Source organism: Bradyrhizobium sp. RD5-C2, assembly GCF_019972155.1.
Lineage (GTDB): Bacteria > Pseudomonadota > Alphaproteobacteria > Rhizobiales > Xanthobacteraceae > Bradyrhizobium.
In genome coordinates, this window is the sequence record NZ_BOVL01000020.1 from 466,459 (window position 1) to 481,047 (window position 14,589).

Genomic DNA, 14,589 nt, shown 5'->3' on the forward strand with positions numbered 1-14,589 from the left:
TGTCCGACATATGTCCGTTGAGGGTCGTCTTCGACGGTTTCAGCGGTGATTGTCGGCGGCTGGCTGATGTCCGCTTCTACCCCGGAAGCGTCTCCCTGCGGGAAACTACCTTGCCTTCGTCCAACTCGCATCCATCCGGCCGTGGCTGGCCGCGGGTTATGGATCCACACCCGCGAACCTCTTTGGCCGCACGATCCTCGTCAGCATCGGAAAATGCTTGTTGCCGCCCGCGAACGGCGGAAACCGGACGAAATCCGCGCGCATGCGCGTGATCACGTCGGAGCTCAGCGCGCGCGCAAGGGCTTGCGGGCTGTCGAACATCAGCCTGTTGCGCTGCATGTACTCGACCCGCTGCGACGGTAGCCGGTCGACCCAATCGATGCGCGTGTAGATCTCGATCTGGCGGACCTCAGGGAAGGTCCGCATGATCGACGGATGATGCTCCAGATAGTGCAAATTCCAGGCATTCATGTCGTCAGCCGGCCCGGGGTAATGCACCAGGTAGCTGCACGGCGTGACCGTGCCTTTCGCATGCGCGGCGTCGTCGACCGGAAAGGCGCGCGTCACCATCGCCTGATGCGTCACGTCCAATCCGGCTAGGCTCGGCAGTCCGCGACCTGCCGCAAGACCCGCGAGCACACCACCGCGGTCCATCGCGGCCTCGCAGGCAAAGAGGTCCGGAAAACGCAGTTGCAGAGCAAATACCGGCCCAGACCCATCCGCCTTGTAGGGATGATCGACCGATTGCTCCAGCGGCGTAAACAGCAGTCCCTCGGCCATCCCCGGAGTAGACCCCACCATGCCCGCCGCAGCCGCAAGATCGCCCGCGTGCATTCGCCGCTCGCCTTTCGGATCGGAGAACGTCATGAACAGCGAGATCATGATGCAGCCCTCTCCTCGCCGGCTTGCAGGTGCGACATGAGAGCCGCACGGACGTCATCGGGCCATGGGACCGCGTGATGATCGACCAGCGACGTCGCGGCGAGGATCTGCCGCGCCCGCCAGCGCTCGCCATCTGCGCCCGTCACGACATGCGCGAGATGGAGCGACGCGCGGCCGATCTTGGCGATGCAGAGGCCAAACATCAGGCGTTCGCTGAACTTCGACGGCCGTGAAAAGTCGCAGGTCAGATGCACGGTCGGGGTCCCGATCCTGCGGACCGTGATCAGTTCCGGCCAGGGAAACCCGATCGTGGTCCAGAACTCCTCGACCACGCCGTTGAGGATATTCAGGTAGGACGGGAAATAGGCGATCCCCGATGGATCACAGTCCCCGAACCTCAACTCGCGATCGAACGAGAACGAGGTCATCAGATCGCGACAACGGGGTGCCGGATGACGCCGACGCCGTCGACACCGGCCTCGACCACATCGCCGGGCCACAGCCATTCCTGCGGACTCATGCCGGCGCCGACGCCTTCGGGCGTTCCGGTCGCGATGATATCGCCCGGCTCGAGCGTCATGCCGGACGAGATGTCGGCGATCAGGGCGGGGATATCGAAGACCATGTATTTGGTGTTGGAGTCCTGCTTCATGACGCCGTTCTTGGTCAGCCACAGCCTGAGATCATGCGGATCGGGAATCTCATCGGCGGTCACGATGCACGGGCCGAATGGCGCGTAGGTGTCCATGCCCTTGGAGAAGATCCACTGCCCGGCGCGGCGATTGTCGCGCGCGGAAATGTCGATCATCACGGAGTAGCCGAAGACGTGATCCATCGCGTTCTCGACCGGGATGCGCGTCGCGGTCTTGCCGATGATGACGGCAAGCTCGACCTCCCAGTCGAGCTGCCGGGTGATGCTGGCATTGTGCTGGATCGCGGCTCCCGGTCCGATCACGGCGGTCGGCGGCTTGGAGAACACGACCGGCTGCTTCGGCAGATCCTTGTCGGTGTCGAGGCTCTTGGCGGACTCCGCGACATGCGCGCGATAGTTCAGCCCGATCCCGAAGATGTTCTTCCGCGGACGCGGGATCGGCGCTTGCAGCCTGACGTCCTCGAGCGGAACGGCAGCGCCGACCGGCAGCGCCCCGTTGGCGCTGTCCAGACATTCCTTCAACGCCGGCAGCAAGGTGACGGCGTTATCGATCAACGAGAGCATATCGCCCGGCCAGACCAGACCGCGTGACGCACCGAGCCGCTCGACATCGACAACCAAACCGTTGACGACAACCCCAAGCCGGGCACCGCTGGAGCCCAAGGTGTAGGTGACAAGACGCATGAGAGCTTGATCCGATTATTCGGGTTGAATTCTGCGGGGAAACGTCAGGCCGCGACCGACTGGTGGCCGGCATTGTCGCCATAGGCCTCTTCCCGGTAGAGGCCGAGCCCCTCGATGACGGGCAGATCGTTGAAGCAGAACAGGCAGGCGTCCTCGCTCGCGGAGGCGTTGCCGTGCTCATGCCAGGCCCAGGAGGGAACGCAGAAGATATCGCGCTCCTGCCACTCGAAGCGCTTGCCGCCGATCACGGAGTAGCCGTTTCCTTTGGCGACCTGGTAGACGAAGCTTCCGGTGTGGCGGTGCGACCTGGTCTTCTCGCCTGGCCGCAGCAACTGCATGCTCGCGCCGATGGTCTGCATCACATGTCCGCCGGTGATCGGATTGACGTAGTTCATGAGGATGCCGTCATAGGGCGATCCGTCGGTGGCGGCGGCGTACTTCCGCAACGACTCGTAAGTCGGCTCCCACTCATATTTGAACATCGGCGAATAGCCGTTCGACCATCGCGAGCCCGCCGGCCGAAGGCCCGGATTGCCCCAGGTCTTGGTCATGTCGTCGACGGGATAACCCGACTCTTCCTGCTGGATCTTCGGGTGCACGACGAAGAAATTGGCTTCCAGCGCGTTGACGAGCGGAATGTCGAGCCCATCCTGCCAGATGCAGACCGAGCCGTTTTCCTCGACGCCATGCCCGTGCCAGGTGCCGTTCGGCGTCAGCACGAAATCCCGCGCGCCAAGTGTCATCTTGTGGCCATCGACGATGGTGTAGGCGCCCTCGCCTTCCATGATGAAGCGCAGGGCGGAGGCCGAATGCGCATGGGCCGACGCCACTTCGCCCGGATGCATCACCTGCAAGCCCGAATAGAGCCAACCGACCGCGGCCGACACGTCGCGGCGGCCGGGATTGTTGAGATAGATCACCCGCCGTCCCGCCTTCTCCGGCGAGACCAGCTCCACCGAGCGCAACACGTGCTCACGCAGATCGCTGTAGCGCCAGAGAACGGGAACGGACGCCGACTGCGGCTGCCACGGCTCGATCTTGTTGGCGACCGTCCACAACGCGGCCGCCTCGAACTTCTCGAGGTCCCTGTAGTAGGCCTTGAGTTCCGGGGTATCCTCGACATTGGCCCGGCCGATGACGTTCTCGCTCATCCTGTCCTCCAAGTCTTTTCTCATGACGTCCTGTCGCCACATCCATGACTATCGTCCCGGCGTTCGCCAGGACGACGGCGAGGAGGCGTCGTCGGATCGACACGTCCCATCATTCCGTCCTGCCTGGAATTGAGACGAAGTTCGCCTGCTCCGCGGCATCGGCCGCCAGACGTTCGCCTTCCGCGAGGCCGAGCGGTGTTTGCGGACGGCGATTGACCCGCAGATCGAAGATGTCGAACCGGTTATAGTGCCCGACGATGTCGTGCATCTGCTTCGGCTGGATGCAGCGCTCGAGGTCGATATCGGCATAGACGATGCCTTCATCGTCGATCAGCGGCTCGCCAACCAGGCGACCGTCCGGCCCGATCACGCCGGAGAATGCGCTCGACTTGCGCTGCAGCCGCGCCCGGGCATCGGGGACGACGGTCTCCATCGCCGCGATGATCTCCTCCGACACCGTCGAGCAGGAAACGATCGTAAAGATCTTGCCCTCAAAGGAATGGGCAATGGCGCGCAGCTTGATCGCCTCCGCCATGTCGTAGTCCGGCGGCGCGACGGGCAGCGAGATGTAGCTTGCGACGTGAACCAGCTCGCCCTGCCCTAGCAGCGCGAAGCGCGCGAGCGTGTTGGTGTTCTCGCCGCAGGCGAGCCCGCCGAGGCGCCCGATCTCGGTGTCATAGACGCGCAGGCTCGACCCGTCACCGCCGGTCCAGGTCAGCTTCTCTGCCCAGGTCGGCACCAGCTTGCGGTGCTTGCCGAGCAACGCTCCGTCCGGGCCGATGAAGACCAGCGTGTTGTAGATTGCGCCGAGCGACACCGGGCTGCGCTCGTTGACGCCGAGCACGACGTAGCACCCGGCATCGCGCGCCGCCTTGCGGACGACGTCGACCTCGGGACCCGGCACCAGCACCGACGCCTTGACGAGCTTCTCGAACCAGGCGCTTCCGGTGACGGGATCGGTGATCCAGTTCCAATAGGGATAGCCGGGTACGAACACTTCGGGGAATGCGACCAGCCGCGCGCCGTTCGCCGCCGCCTCACGCACCAGTGAGGCGACCTTGTCGGCGGTCGCGCTTGCGTCGAGATAGACAGGTGAAGCCTGGACGGCGGCGGCACGAAAGCGCGGCAGCTTCAGCATTGGCCCTACCCTGTCGCCGGCTCATAATCGGGGCGCAGCGTTTGACTTACTTTACATGTAAACGTATGCTATCGCATATTTCTGGAGGGTGCAATGGCTGAACGGTCTTTTGCTCGTGAGGTCGAGGATCTCCGGCTCGGCGACGGCGACACCTTCCGCGGCGAAGGCATCCTCGCCATCACCAAGGCACTCCTGCAATCCGGCGTTGCCTATGTCGGCGGCTATCAGGGCTCGCCGATCTCGCATTTGATGGACGTGCTGGCCGACGCCAAGGACGTGCTCGATGATCTCGGCGTCGTGTTTCAGAGCTCTGCGAATGAAGCGGCGGCAGCCGCAATGCTGTCGGCCTCCGTGATGTATCCGCTGCGCGGCGCGGTGGCGTGGAAGTCGACGGTCGGCACCAATGTCGCCTCCGACGCGCTGGCCAATCTCGCCTCCGGCGGCGTCACCGGCGGCACGATGATCATCGTCGGTGAGGATTACGGCGAAGGCTCCTCGATCATGCAGGAGCGCACCCATGCCTTTGCGATGAAATCGCAGATCTGGCTACTGGATCCCCGTCCTGACCATGAATGCATCGTCGATTTGATCGAGAAGGGTTTTGAGCTCTCGGAGGTCTCGAACACCCCTGTCATGCTGGAGGTGCGCGTCCGCGCCTGTCATATGCACGGCAGCTTTGCCTGCAAGGACAACGTCAAGCCCGCCCACACCATCAAGGACGCCCTGAACAATCCGAAGCGCGACGTCGGCCGCATCGTGCTGCCGCCGGCGGCCTACGAGCATGAGCAGGAGAAGATCAAGACACGGATGCCTGCGGCGATCAACTTCGTCCGCGACAACAGGCTGAACGAATGGATGGGGCCGAAGCAGGGCAAGGTCGGCATCATCATGCAGGGCGGGATGTACAACAACGTCATCCGCGCACTGCAATATCTCGGGCTGTCGGATGCCTACGGCAACACGCAGGTCCCGCTCTACGTCATGAACGTCACCTACCCCGTGATCGACACCGAGGTCGCCGAATTCTGCCTCGACAAGGACGCCGTCCTGATCGTCGAGGAAGGCCAGCCGGAATATCTGGAGCAGGCAATCAACACGGTGCTGCGCCGCAGGGATATCCAGGCGCGCATCCACGGCAAGGACGTGCTGCCGATGGGTGGCGACTACACCGCGCAGGTGCTGCTCGGTGGCATCAGAGAATTCATCGAGAAGACCGAGCCGCGGCTGCTCGGCAATCGACCGCCGGCGCCGGACGCGAGCCCCGTGCTCAACCACCCCGAAATCGAGAAGCTGAAGCAAATCGTGCCGGCGCGTCCGCCGGGGCTTTGCACCGGCTGCCCGGAGCGGCCGATCTTCGCCGCCATGAAGCTGGTCGAGAGCGAGCTCGGCGAGCACCACGTCTCCGCCGACATCGGCTGTCACCTGTTCTCGATCCTGCCGCCCTTCAACATCGGCACCACCACCATGGGTTTTGGCCTTGGCCCGGCCTCGACCTCGGCGTTCAACGTCAAGGCCGACAAGCGCTCGATCGCCGTGATGGGCGACGGCGGCTTCTGGCACAACGGGCTGACCAGCGGCATCGGCAACGCCGTCTTCAACAAGCATGACGGCGTGTTCATCATCGTCGACAATTACTACACCTCGGCGACCGGCGGTCAGGACATCCTGTCGTCGCGCGCGACGAGCAAGCGGCGAAACACCAACAACTCGATCGTGCAGGCCGTGAAGGGCATCGGCGGGCAATGGGTCCGGCAGATCGATCGCACCTACGATGTCGGGCGGATGCGCGACACGCTGAAGGAGGCGCTGACGACCAAGGAGCAGGGCCCGAAGGTCATCGTCGCCTCCTCCGAATGCATGCTGAACAAGCAGCGCCGCGTGAAGCCGCAGATCAGCAAGGCGATCAAGAACGGCGTTCGCACCGTGAAGGAACGCTTTGGCGTAGATGAGGACGTCTGCACCGGCGACCACGCCTGCATCCGCCTCTCCGGCTGCCCATCGCTCTCGGTCAAGCAGCTCGACGATCCCCTGCGCGATGATCCCGTCGCGGCGATCGACAATTCCTGCGTCGGGTGCGGCAATTGCGGCGAGGTCGCGGATGCCGCCGTGCTGTGTCCGTCGTTCTATCGCGCGGACGTCATTCACAATCCGACCGGCTGGGACAAGTTCAAGTCGAAGGTCGCCATGGCCGTGATCGGCTGGCTGCAGCGGCGACGCGATCGCCGGCGTCCGGCGCTCGGGGCGTTAGCGTGAGAGAGGCCTTGGCATGAGAGACGAGACGGTCCAGCTGGCGCTTCCTGCCGCAGGTGACGCGACCGAGCGGCCGATCTCGATCGCGATCGTCGCGATGGGTGGCCAGGGCGGCGGCGTCCTCACCGACTGGATCGTCCAGCTCGCCGAGAACCACGGCTGGGTCGCGCAATCGACGTCGGTGCCCGGCGTCGCCCAGCGCACCGGCGCCACGATCTACTATATCGAGGCGATGCCGCCGCTCGATGGCCGCAAGCCGATCCTGTCGCTGATGCCGACACCCGGCGACGTCGACGTGGTGATGGCGGCGGAATTCATGGAAGCCGGCCGCTCGATCCTGCGCGGCCTGGTGACGCCGGACCGCACCACGCTGATTGCATCCAATCACCGGACGTTCGCGATCGGCGAGAAGATCGCGCCGGGCAATGGCATCGCCGACGGAGGCGCGGTGACCGGCGCCATCGGGATCGCCGCCAAGACCGAGATCATCTTTGACATGAACGCGCTGGCGATCGCCAACGGCAGCGTGATCTCGGCCGCGATGTTCGGCGCGCTCGCCGGCGCCGGCGTGCTCAGCTTCAGCCGCGAGAGCTATCTCGACGTCATCCGCGCCGGCGATAAAGGCGCACAGGCCAGCGTCCGCGCGTTCGAGGCGGCGTTCGACCGGGTGCAGTCGAAATCTCCGGACCCGGCGCCGCCGGCGCAATCGGAGGTAGCCGACACTGCTTCCTCCCCGGCCGCGCTGGATCCCCGTCTTGCCGGCCTCGCCGCCCGACTGACGCAGGAGTTGCCCGATGCCGTGCAGGCCATGGGCCGCGCCGGGCTGAAGAAGGTCGTCGATTTCCAGGACGTCGCCTACGGCGGCGAATATCTCGACATCCTCGGCAAGCTCCACGCCGCCGATCGCAGCTCCGGAGGCGCAGAACGAAACTTCGCCTTCACCGAGGCCGCCGCAAAATATCTCGCCAACGCCATGAGCTATGATGACGTCATCCGCGTTGCCGACCTCAAGACCAGATCCAGCCGCCGTGCGCGGATCGAGGGTGAGCTCGCATTGTCCGAGGGCCAGGTGCTGCAGACCACCGAGTTCATGCATCCCCGCATGGAAGAGGTCATGGGCATGCTCCCGGCGGGCCTTGGCCGCTGGCTTGGCGCCAAGCCGCGCCTGCTCGGCTGGCTCGACCGTCGCGTCAACAAGGGACGCCGGGTGCGGACCTACTCGCTGCTGTCGTTCGTCGCGCTCTATGTCGTCGGCGGACTTCGCGGCATGCGCCGGCGCTCACTACGTCACGCGACCGAGACGGCCCACCGGGACCAATGGCTCAAGGCCGCGACGGAGGCCGTGCGAGCAAACTATCAGTTGGGCGTCGAGATCCTGCAATGCCGGCGCCTCGTCAAGGGCTATTCCGACACCCACAGCCGCGGCCTGTCGAAATTCGACAAGACGCTGGCCGCGATCAAGCTGGTCGCACCGCGCGACGATGCCGCCGACTGGGCGCGCCGACTGCGCGAAGCCGCGCTGAAGGACAGCGCGGGCAAGGAGCTCGACGGCGTGATCCAGACCATCAAGAGTTTTGCATGATGCCGGCAGCACTTAAGGAGAGCACAGCTGCCGTATTCGGGCTGATTGAAACCCGGCTGTGGCTGCAATTGCTGTCGCTGCATGGCGACCTGTTTGCATCGCTGAATTCCATGCTGAGCTCGGAGTTCGGCTTGTCGCTGGCCAAGTTCGACGTGCTGGCGCAGCTCGACCGTTACCGGGACGGAATGGCGCTCGGGCAATTGTCGCAGAACCTGAAAGTGTCCGGCGGCAACGTCTCGGGCCTGGTGCAGCGCCTGCTGGCCGACGACCTGATCAGCAAGGAAATGTCGAGCGAAGACCGCCGATCGTTCATCGTGCGCCTGACGCCAAAGGGCGAAGCACTGTTCAGGAAGGCGGCTGACGTGCACAAGCGGCATCTCAGCGAACGGCTCGAAAGTATTCCCGCCCCGGAGCTGGAGACCGCACTGTCGGTGCTGCGGTCGCTCTCCTCGAAACTTGGCAGCGAAAGCAAGAAGCAGGGTCGCAAGACATAATGGCCAAAGATTCCAGGAGCAGATGGAAATCCGGTCCACCGCGGACCCGGGACCAGCTGCAAAGCTACATCCCGTATCTCTTCAACCGGCTTGCCAATCGCTGGAACCTGGATCAGAACCGCGATCTCAGCGAGCACAACATCAACAACGTCGTGTTCCGGACGTTGTCGGTGCTGTTTATCTACAAGACCCTGACCGTCAACGAGATCGCCGTTCTGGCCGTCACCGAGCAGTCGACCGCGAGCCGCATGGTCGAGTCGATGGTGTCATCGGGCCTCGTCAAGCGCGAGATCGCCGAGGAAGACCAGCGCCGCCGGGTCGTCGGATTGACGGCGGACGGTGAGGCCCTGCTGCGCAAGATCTGGCCGATCATGGAGAACAACTACGACCGGCTGACCGTCGGGATCGATCCCGACGAGATCGAGGTGTGCGCCCGCGTGCTGGCCAAGATGGTCGAGAACATCCGCCAGAATCAGATCTGATCGCACAGGATCAGGGACTGAGCCCGGCAAGGCTGGTGCCGCCGCAGACATAGAGCACCTGTCCGGTCACGAAGTCCGAGCGCTCGTCAAGGAAGAAGCTGATCGCGTGCGCCACGTCCTCGCGTGAGCCGAGCCGCCCGACCGGAACGTTGCGCGCCATCCGCTCCTGCTGCTCGGAATCCTTCGGGACGACGCCCCAGAAATTGTCGGTCAGGATCGGACCCGGTGCGACCACGTTCACCGTGATCCCGCTCGACGCCAGCTCCAGCGCCCACGTCCGCGCCATGCCGTGCACGCCGGCCTTGGTCGCGGAATAGGCCGAGCGCGTGGCGGCGCCCATGGCGGCGCGCGAGCTCACGAACACGATCCGCCCGAACCGCCGCGACCGCATTCCCTCCATCGCCGCCTGGGTCAGCAGCATCGGTGCGGCGAGATGCAACTGCGCCAGCGTCAGGATGTCTTCCGGCTTCGCATCGGCGAGCAGGTTCGGCAGGATGACGCCGGCATTGTGCACGAGGCAGTCGACCGCATGATCCCGGCAGATCTCCTCGGCAATGGCCCTCGTCTCGGCCATGCTGGTCAAATCCGCGCGATAGGCGGTGAGCAGGTCGTGGGTCCAGTCCGGTTTCTCAAGCCCGACCGAGACGACGCGCTGTCCTTCGCCGACGAGCTTCTTCGCCAGCGCCTCGCCGATCCCGGAATTGCCGCCGGTGATGAGTGTCGTGCGGGTCTGGCTCATGATCACTCCTGCCGCCGCTTGAGGTCGCGAAGATCGAAGAACGCGCCGTCGCGCATCAGTCTCGCGACGAACTCCTTCAACCCGGCGCGCTGGATCTTCTCGGTCGCGGTCAGCGGCAGTTTTTCGACGAACGCGATCCAGCCCGGCGCCTTGTAATAGGCTATCTGCTCGAGGCTCCAGCGTACGATGTCCTCGGCCAGCGCGCGGTCTGCTCCCGGCCGCTCGGTGATGATGACGGCGGCGACCTCGTCGCCGCGCAGCTGATCGGGCGTCGCCGCGACCGCGGCCTGCCGGATCGCGGGATGGCGGTTGAGCACGGATTCGACCTCGACCGCGGCGATGTTCTCGCCGGAGCGGCGGATCACGTTCTTCTTGCGATCGACAAAATGCAGATCGCCGTCGGCATCGCGCGACACGATATCGCCGGTATGCAGCCATGCGTCCTTCCAGGCCTCGGCGGTGGCCTCCGGATTCTTCAGGTACTCCTTGAAAAAGCCGTAGCGGGGATCATCCCCCGCCCGCCGCACCAAGAGCTCGCCCGGCGCTCCCACCGGCGCGTCGTCGCCGCCGTCGCCAACGATCCGGACCTCGACCTCGGGCGCCGGACGACCGAAACAGTTCGTGCCGATCTTGCGCGGCTCGATATTGGCGGCGATCACGCCGCCGCTTCCGGTCTCGGTCATCGCCCAGGCCTCGAGCAACGGAAAGCCGAAGCGCTCCTCGAACGGCGCGTGCAGCAGCCTGTCGACGCCGGCGCCGAAGCCGAACCGCACGCTGTGCGCACGGTCTTCATCCGCAGGCGGCGCACTCATCAGCATCGAGGGCATGACGCCGAGATAATGCAGACAGGTCGCCCGGCTGTCGCGTACCGATTTCCACCAGCTCCGCGGATGGAAGCGATCGAGCATCGTCAGGCTGCCGCCGACCGTCAGCATCGCCATCAGCGACACCGCCATCGCGTTCATGTGAAACAGCGGCAGCGGCGTGATCATGCGCTCGCCATCGTTTTTGAGATCGATCAATCCGCCGACATCGCGATACCAGTCTCCCGAATACAGGAAATAGGTGTTGGTCAGCACGCAGCCCTTGGGCTGGCCCGTCGTCCCCGATGTATAGAGCAGCGCGCATTCGCTCGACCCGTCGCCGGCGTTCGCCGGCCGTGCGCCGCCGAACGGGGCTGGAATCTCGCCGTCGTCGGTCACAACCGGAATGGGCCGGCCGGCTTGGCGCGCCGCCATCTCGACCTCGTCGCGTCGTTTGGCGAGCACGAATGCGGCATTCATTTCGGAATGCGCGATGATGTATTCGAGCTCGCTGACCCGCAGATCCGGATTGATCGGCACCACGGACACACCGAGCGCGTTCAACGCGAACCACAGCTCGACGAACACCGGCCGGTTCTGCAGCAGAAGTCCGACACGATGGCCTCTGCCGTAGCCACGGCTCGCGAACGCCGCGCGCCAGCGCTCGACGCGTTCGAGCATGGCACGGTACGAAATCTCCCCGGCGGCGATGCCGTAGATCTCGGCCGTCTCGGGCAGCACGTTGAGAAAGCCCGCTTCACCCCGGTCGAGGGCGGTCTCGCGGAAGCGGGCGTAGACAGTAGTCGCTGTGGTCAAGGCGCACTCACATGAAAAGCTGGATATTGCCGAACGGCGCGTCGAAATTCACGAGATCGATGCGCTTGAGCCTGATCTTGAGGTCATCGCCGACCTGAACAAGATCGTGCGACGCCCAGCCCGAAAAGCGTTCCAGCGTGTCGCCGCGCGTCTCGGTGTAGATGTAGGACGTCTTTGCCTTGAATATGCCGGCGGCCGGATCGCACGCAAGGATCTGCGGCGCCTGAAGCAGATGATGGCAGCGGCTCTTCGGCTTCTGGCTGAAGGTGCGTTCGCCGGCCAGTCGCTCGATGCGCACCTTCATCAGCATCAGGTCCTCGTACATCAGCGACGGCTGCAGCACCGGGTCCTGCTGCTGCCATTCCAGCGGCATCCAGTAGCGCCCCTCGGGGTGGAACAGGTCAAGCCACGCCTGCCATTGCATGGTGTCGAGCAGGTCGGCTTCCCGATAGATGAAATCGGTGATGGTCTTTTCGCTGATCATTCGGCGGCCCCGACGCCCTGGTCCATGTCCATGGTCATGAATTTGGCCCAGGCATGAAACTGGTTCCGCATCTGGCGCTCCGAGGTGCCGTTGATGACGGCGGTGACGTCAGGCTCTTCGCTGCTCTCGTAGAGCCGGCGCAGATTGACCCATTGATTGCCGTTCGTCTTCAGCCCTTCCTGGGCCCGCTCGTACATTTCGAGATCGTCGTGCCCGACGATCGAGGTCGGCGCGTTGATGAAGCGATTGTACATCAGCGCACGCTCGTAGAGCTTGTCGGGTGCTCCGACCAGACGATAGACCCAGCTCTCCACCAGCGTCCTGTCCACCGCGATCGGGATGAAATTGCGCAGGATCTGCACCGCGCCCTTGACCATGATGTTCGGGAAATAAACGGTGTTGTGCCGGACCTCGCCCAGAATCTCGTGGGCCCGCGTCTCGCCATAGGCTGCGACCATCTGGTCGAGATAGCCCTCGACGTCCGAATAGTTCGAATGGATGGAATTGGCGACGCCGGTATGGCCATGCCCGTTGGGCCAGATCCGGATGCCGCTCTGCTCGTAGAACTCGTACGGGCTCATGAACGGGCCATAGAGCTGCACCGCCATCGGCTTTTCCGTGGAGTCGCCCTGTTCGCGCTGCCAGACCTTGATGGCGGTGCCGGCCGAGCTCTCATGCGCCACCATCGGATGGCAGGTGTCGGTCTGGTTCTCGACCAGCATCTTCCAATTGCAGGTGTGCATGTAGCGGATCGGCGCGGCCTCGACGGCGAGCTTCCCCAGCGGCGAGCGGTCGGCCATGTTGTCGATGGTCGAGAGGCTTTCACCGAAATAGTCTTCGAAGCCGACGCCGTTTTCGCTGAGGCGCGCGAAAATGAAATCGCGGTAGACGACGACATTCCTGATTCTCGACAGCCCGCCGCTCGCCTGAGTGTCGGCAAACCCGGTGCCCTCGTAGCCCTTTTTCAGCGGGATCGCGAGCAGCGAGCCGTCGGTCTTGAACGACCAGGCATGATAGGGACAGCGGAAGAACTTTCCGGTGTTGCCGCACGGCTCGGAGGCGATCTTGACGCCCTTGTGCGGACAGCGATTGTAGAACAGGTGGATCGAACCGTCGGTATGGCGGCTGGCCACCACCGGCTGCCGGCCGATATTGGCGGTGATGAAATCGCCGGCCTTCGACAACTGGCTGGCATGCCCGACATAGATCCAGCTGTTGGGAAACAGATGCTCCATCTCGAGCTCGAACACCTCGGGATCGATATAGACGTCGCGATGCACCTCGGCGTCGCGCACAAGCCCGCCGATCGCGCGGGCATTCTTTCCGTATTTCGCCATGGCGCCTCTTGCCTCCTCTCAGAGATCCAACACCAACCGGTCCGACTTCGCACGCGACACGCAGATCTGCATGACCTTGTTGGACGCCTTCTCGTCGTCGCTGAGAATGACGTCACGATGATCGGGCACGCCTGCGATCACGCCGCACTGGCAGATACCGCAATCGCCCCGCCGGCAATCATAGAGCACGTCGAGCCCTGCCGCCTCCAGCGCCTCGATGATGCTCTGATCGGTCGCGACGGTGATGACCTGCCCGGTCGACTTGAGCTCAACCTCGAACGGCTTGTTCGGGGAGCCGGACTGCTCCGCCTTGAACAGCTCGAAATGGATGCGGTTGGCCGCGATGCCCCTGGCGAGCGCCGTCGCCTTCACCGCGTCAATCATGCCGGCCGGTCCGCAGACATAGACGTGGGCATCTACGGGCGCCTCGCCAAGCGCTGCTGCGATGTCGAGGCGGGACGCATCGCTGTCGTAATGAACCGCTAGGCCCTCCGAACAGATTGCCTGCAACTGCGGCAGGAACGCCAGCAGCCCGGGCATGCGTCCGGCATAGTGCAGGCGAAACCAGGTCCCCTGCGCCTTCAGCACCGCCGCCATGGACAGGATCGGCGTGACCCCGATGCCGCCGGCAAACAGCAACGCCGGCGCGGCGCCCGCATGAAGACCGAAATTGTTGACCGGCGCGGTCGCGCTGACGACGTCGCCGACCTGAAGGGCATGCATGAATAGCGAGCCGCCGGTCGACGTCTCCTCGCGCAGCACCCCCAGCGCAACAGCGCCGTCAGGCAGGTCCGGCAATGCCATCAGGGAATACGGCCGGTCGCCTCCGCCCGGCAGCAACACGCGGACGTGCGCGCCCGCTTGCCACTCCGGCACGGCACCGCCCTCCACACCGAACACGACGCTGCGAATGACAGGCGTCTCCGCAACGATTGACTGCACCTTGAGCTTGAGCGGATGCGCGTCCATTCGGGCATCTCATATTATATGAATTTGCATATTTTTATACATGTAATAATTGCCTGTCAATCGTCAGGATGGCGGTCGCGGATCCGGCCATGCCGTCGCGTCGCGCGGGCTTGAGGGCGAGATGGA

Annotated in this window: 14 protein-coding genes; 4 read left to right on the forward strand and 10 right to left on the reverse strand. The window is 64.2% G+C overall.

The genetic code is table 11. The features are described from left to right. Nucleotides 1–156: 156 nt before the first annotated feature. The 5 genes from BraRD5C2_RS27065 to BraRD5C2_RS27085 form a co-directional block, all read right to left on the reverse strand. Nucleotides 157–882, reverse strand: coding sequence for a hypothetical protein (locus tag BraRD5C2_RS27065; RefSeq protein WP_223973785.1), 726 nt, complete (start codon nucleotides 880–882; stop codon nucleotides 157–159). Beyond that, entirely contained in the window at nucleotides 879–1,310 is a 432-nt protein-coding gene (locus BraRD5C2_RS27070) for an acyl-CoA thioesterase (RefSeq protein ID WP_223973787.1), read from the reverse strand. Before BraRD5C2_RS27070 ends, BraRD5C2_RS27065 begins: the two co-directional genes overlap by 4 nt. After that, nucleotides 1,310–2,218: a fumarylacetoacetate hydrolase family protein gene (locus tag BraRD5C2_RS27075; protein WP_223973789.1), complete on the reverse strand. Its 909-nt coding sequence runs from the start codon at nucleotides 2,216–2,218 to the stop codon at nucleotides 1,310–1,312. Before BraRD5C2_RS27075 ends, BraRD5C2_RS27070 begins: the two co-directional genes overlap by 1 nt. A gap of 44 nt (nucleotides 2,219–2,262) precedes the next feature. Further along, nucleotides 2,263–3,369 (reverse strand): cupin domain-containing protein, encoded by a 1,107-nt coding sequence (locus tag BraRD5C2_RS27080; protein WP_223973790.1) that lies wholly within the window; start codon nucleotides 3,367–3,369, stop codon nucleotides 2,263–2,265. Between the two features lie 109 nt (nucleotides 3,370–3,478). Further along, complete coding sequence (locus tag BraRD5C2_RS27085) at nucleotides 3,479–4,507, reverse strand: carbon-nitrogen hydrolase family protein (protein WP_223973798.1); 1,029 nt, start codon at nucleotides 4,505–4,507, stop codon at nucleotides 3,479–3,481. Between the two features lie 93 nt (nucleotides 4,508–4,600). Here BraRD5C2_RS27085 and BraRD5C2_RS27090 point away from each other — a divergent pair, with 93 nt between their 5' ends. The 4 genes from BraRD5C2_RS27090 to BraRD5C2_RS27105 are packed head-to-tail and all read left to right on the forward strand — an operon-like array spanning nucleotide 4,601 to nucleotide 9,315. Then, nucleotides 4,601–6,760, forward strand: a complete 2,160-nt coding sequence (locus BraRD5C2_RS27090) for a thiamine pyrophosphate-dependent enzyme (RefSeq protein WP_223973800.1) — start codon at nucleotides 4,601–4,603, stop codon at nucleotides 6,758–6,760. Between the two features lie 13 nt (nucleotides 6,761–6,773). Then, nucleotides 6,774–8,339 (forward strand): indolepyruvate oxidoreductase subunit beta family protein, encoded by a 1,566-nt coding sequence (locus BraRD5C2_RS27095; RefSeq protein WP_223973810.1) that lies wholly within the window; start codon nucleotides 6,774–6,776, stop codon nucleotides 8,337–8,339. Next, entirely contained in the window at nucleotides 8,339–8,833 is a 495-nt protein-coding gene (locus BraRD5C2_RS27100) for a MarR family winged helix-turn-helix transcriptional regulator (RefSeq protein WP_223973812.1), read from the forward strand. Before BraRD5C2_RS27095 ends, BraRD5C2_RS27100 begins: the two co-directional genes overlap by 1 nt. After that, the gene (locus tag BraRD5C2_RS27105; protein WP_092125511.1) at nucleotides 8,833–9,315 is read left to right on the forward strand and encodes a MarR family winged helix-turn-helix transcriptional regulator; all 483 of its coding nucleotides are present in this window, start codon (nucleotides 8,833–8,835) and stop codon (nucleotides 9,313–9,315) included. Before BraRD5C2_RS27100 ends, BraRD5C2_RS27105 begins: the two co-directional genes overlap by 1 nt. 10 nt (nucleotides 9,316–9,325) lie before the next feature. On the opposite strand, the gene BraRD5C2_RS27110 is transcribed toward BraRD5C2_RS27105, so the two are convergent. The 5 genes from BraRD5C2_RS27110 to BraRD5C2_RS27130 are packed head-to-tail and all read right to left on the reverse strand — an operon-like array spanning nucleotide 9,326 to nucleotide 14,463. After that, nucleotides 9,326–10,054 carry an SDR family NAD(P)-dependent oxidoreductase gene (locus tag BraRD5C2_RS27110; RefSeq protein WP_223973814.1) on the reverse strand — a complete coding sequence of 243 codons (729 nt, stop codon included), beginning with the start codon at nucleotides 10,052–10,054 and terminating at the stop codon, nucleotides 9,326–9,328. A 2-nt stretch (nucleotides 10,055–10,056) separates the two neighbouring features. Next, nucleotides 10,057–11,673, reverse strand: a complete 1,617-nt coding sequence (locus BraRD5C2_RS27115; protein WP_223973816.1) for an ATP-dependent acyl-CoA ligase — start codon at nucleotides 11,671–11,673, stop codon at nucleotides 10,057–10,059. A 7-nt stretch (nucleotides 11,674–11,680) separates the two neighbouring features. Further along, nucleotides 11,681–12,157, reverse strand: coding sequence for an aromatic-ring-hydroxylating dioxygenase subunit beta (locus tag BraRD5C2_RS27120; protein ID WP_223973818.1), 477 nt, complete (start codon nucleotides 12,155–12,157; stop codon nucleotides 11,681–11,683). Further along, the gene (locus BraRD5C2_RS27125; protein ID WP_223973820.1) at nucleotides 12,154–13,494 is read right to left on the reverse strand and encodes an aromatic ring-hydroxylating dioxygenase subunit alpha; all 1,341 of its coding nucleotides are present in this window, start codon (nucleotides 13,492–13,494) and stop codon (nucleotides 12,154–12,156) included. Before BraRD5C2_RS27125 ends, BraRD5C2_RS27120 begins: the two co-directional genes overlap by 4 nt. 18 nt (nucleotides 13,495–13,512) lie before the next feature. Continuing rightward, on the reverse strand, nucleotides 13,513–14,463 hold the full coding sequence (locus tag BraRD5C2_RS27130; RefSeq protein WP_223973822.1) for a PDR/VanB family oxidoreductase: 951 nt from the start codon (nucleotides 14,461–14,463) through the stop codon (nucleotides 13,513–13,515). Between the last annotated feature and the right edge of the window lie 126 nt (nucleotides 14,464–14,589).

What these genes read in the sequence shown, in the direction of transcription:
- BraRD5C2_RS27065 (WP_223973785.1), bottom strand. Translation starts at nt 882, where the DNA reads ATGATCTCGCTGTTCATGACGTTCTCCGATCCGAAAGGCGAGCGGCGA.
- BraRD5C2_RS27070 (WP_223973787.1), bottom strand. Translation starts at nt 1,310, where the DNA reads ATGACCTCGTTCTCGTTCGATCGCGAGTTGAGGTTCGGGGACTGTGAT.
- BraRD5C2_RS27075 (WP_223973789.1), bottom strand. Translation starts at nt 2,218, where the DNA reads ATGCGTCTTGTCACCTACACCTTGGGCTCCAGCGGTGCCCGGCTTGGG.
- BraRD5C2_RS27080 (WP_223973790.1), bottom strand. Translation starts at nt 3,369, where the DNA reads ATGAGCGAGAACGTCATCGGCCGGGCCAATGTCGAGGATACCCCGGAA.
- BraRD5C2_RS27085 (WP_223973798.1), bottom strand. Translation starts at nt 4,507, where the DNA reads ATGCTGAAGCTGCCGCGCTTTCGTGCCGCCGCCGTCCAGGCTTCACCT.
- BraRD5C2_RS27090 (WP_223973800.1), top strand. Translation starts at nt 4,601, where the DNA reads ATGGCTGAACGGTCTTTTGCTCGTGAGGTCGAGGATCTCCGGCTCGGC.
- BraRD5C2_RS27095 (WP_223973810.1), top strand. Translation starts at nt 6,774, where the DNA reads ATGAGAGACGAGACGGTCCAGCTGGCGCTTCCTGCCGCAGGTGACGCG.
- BraRD5C2_RS27100 (WP_223973812.1), top strand. Translation starts at nt 8,339, where the DNA reads ATGCCGGCAGCACTTAAGGAGAGCACAGCTGCCGTATTCGGGCTGATT.
- BraRD5C2_RS27105 (WP_092125511.1), top strand. Translation starts at nt 8,833, where the DNA reads ATGGCCAAAGATTCCAGGAGCAGATGGAAATCCGGTCCACCGCGGACC.
- BraRD5C2_RS27110 (WP_223973814.1), bottom strand. Translation starts at nt 10,054, where the DNA reads ATGAGCCAGACCCGCACGACACTCATCACCGGCGGCAATTCCGGGATC.
- BraRD5C2_RS27120 (WP_223973818.1), bottom strand. Translation starts at nt 12,157, where the DNA reads ATGATCAGCGAAAAGACCATCACCGATTTCATCTATCGGGAAGCCGAC.
- BraRD5C2_RS27125 (WP_223973820.1), bottom strand. Translation starts at nt 13,494, where the DNA reads ATGGCGAAATACGGAAAGAATGCCCGCGCGATCGGCGGGCTTGTGCGC.
- BraRD5C2_RS27130 (WP_223973822.1), bottom strand. Translation starts at nt 14,463, where the DNA reads ATGGACGCGCATCCGCTCAAGCTCAAGGTGCAGTCAATCGTTGCGGAG.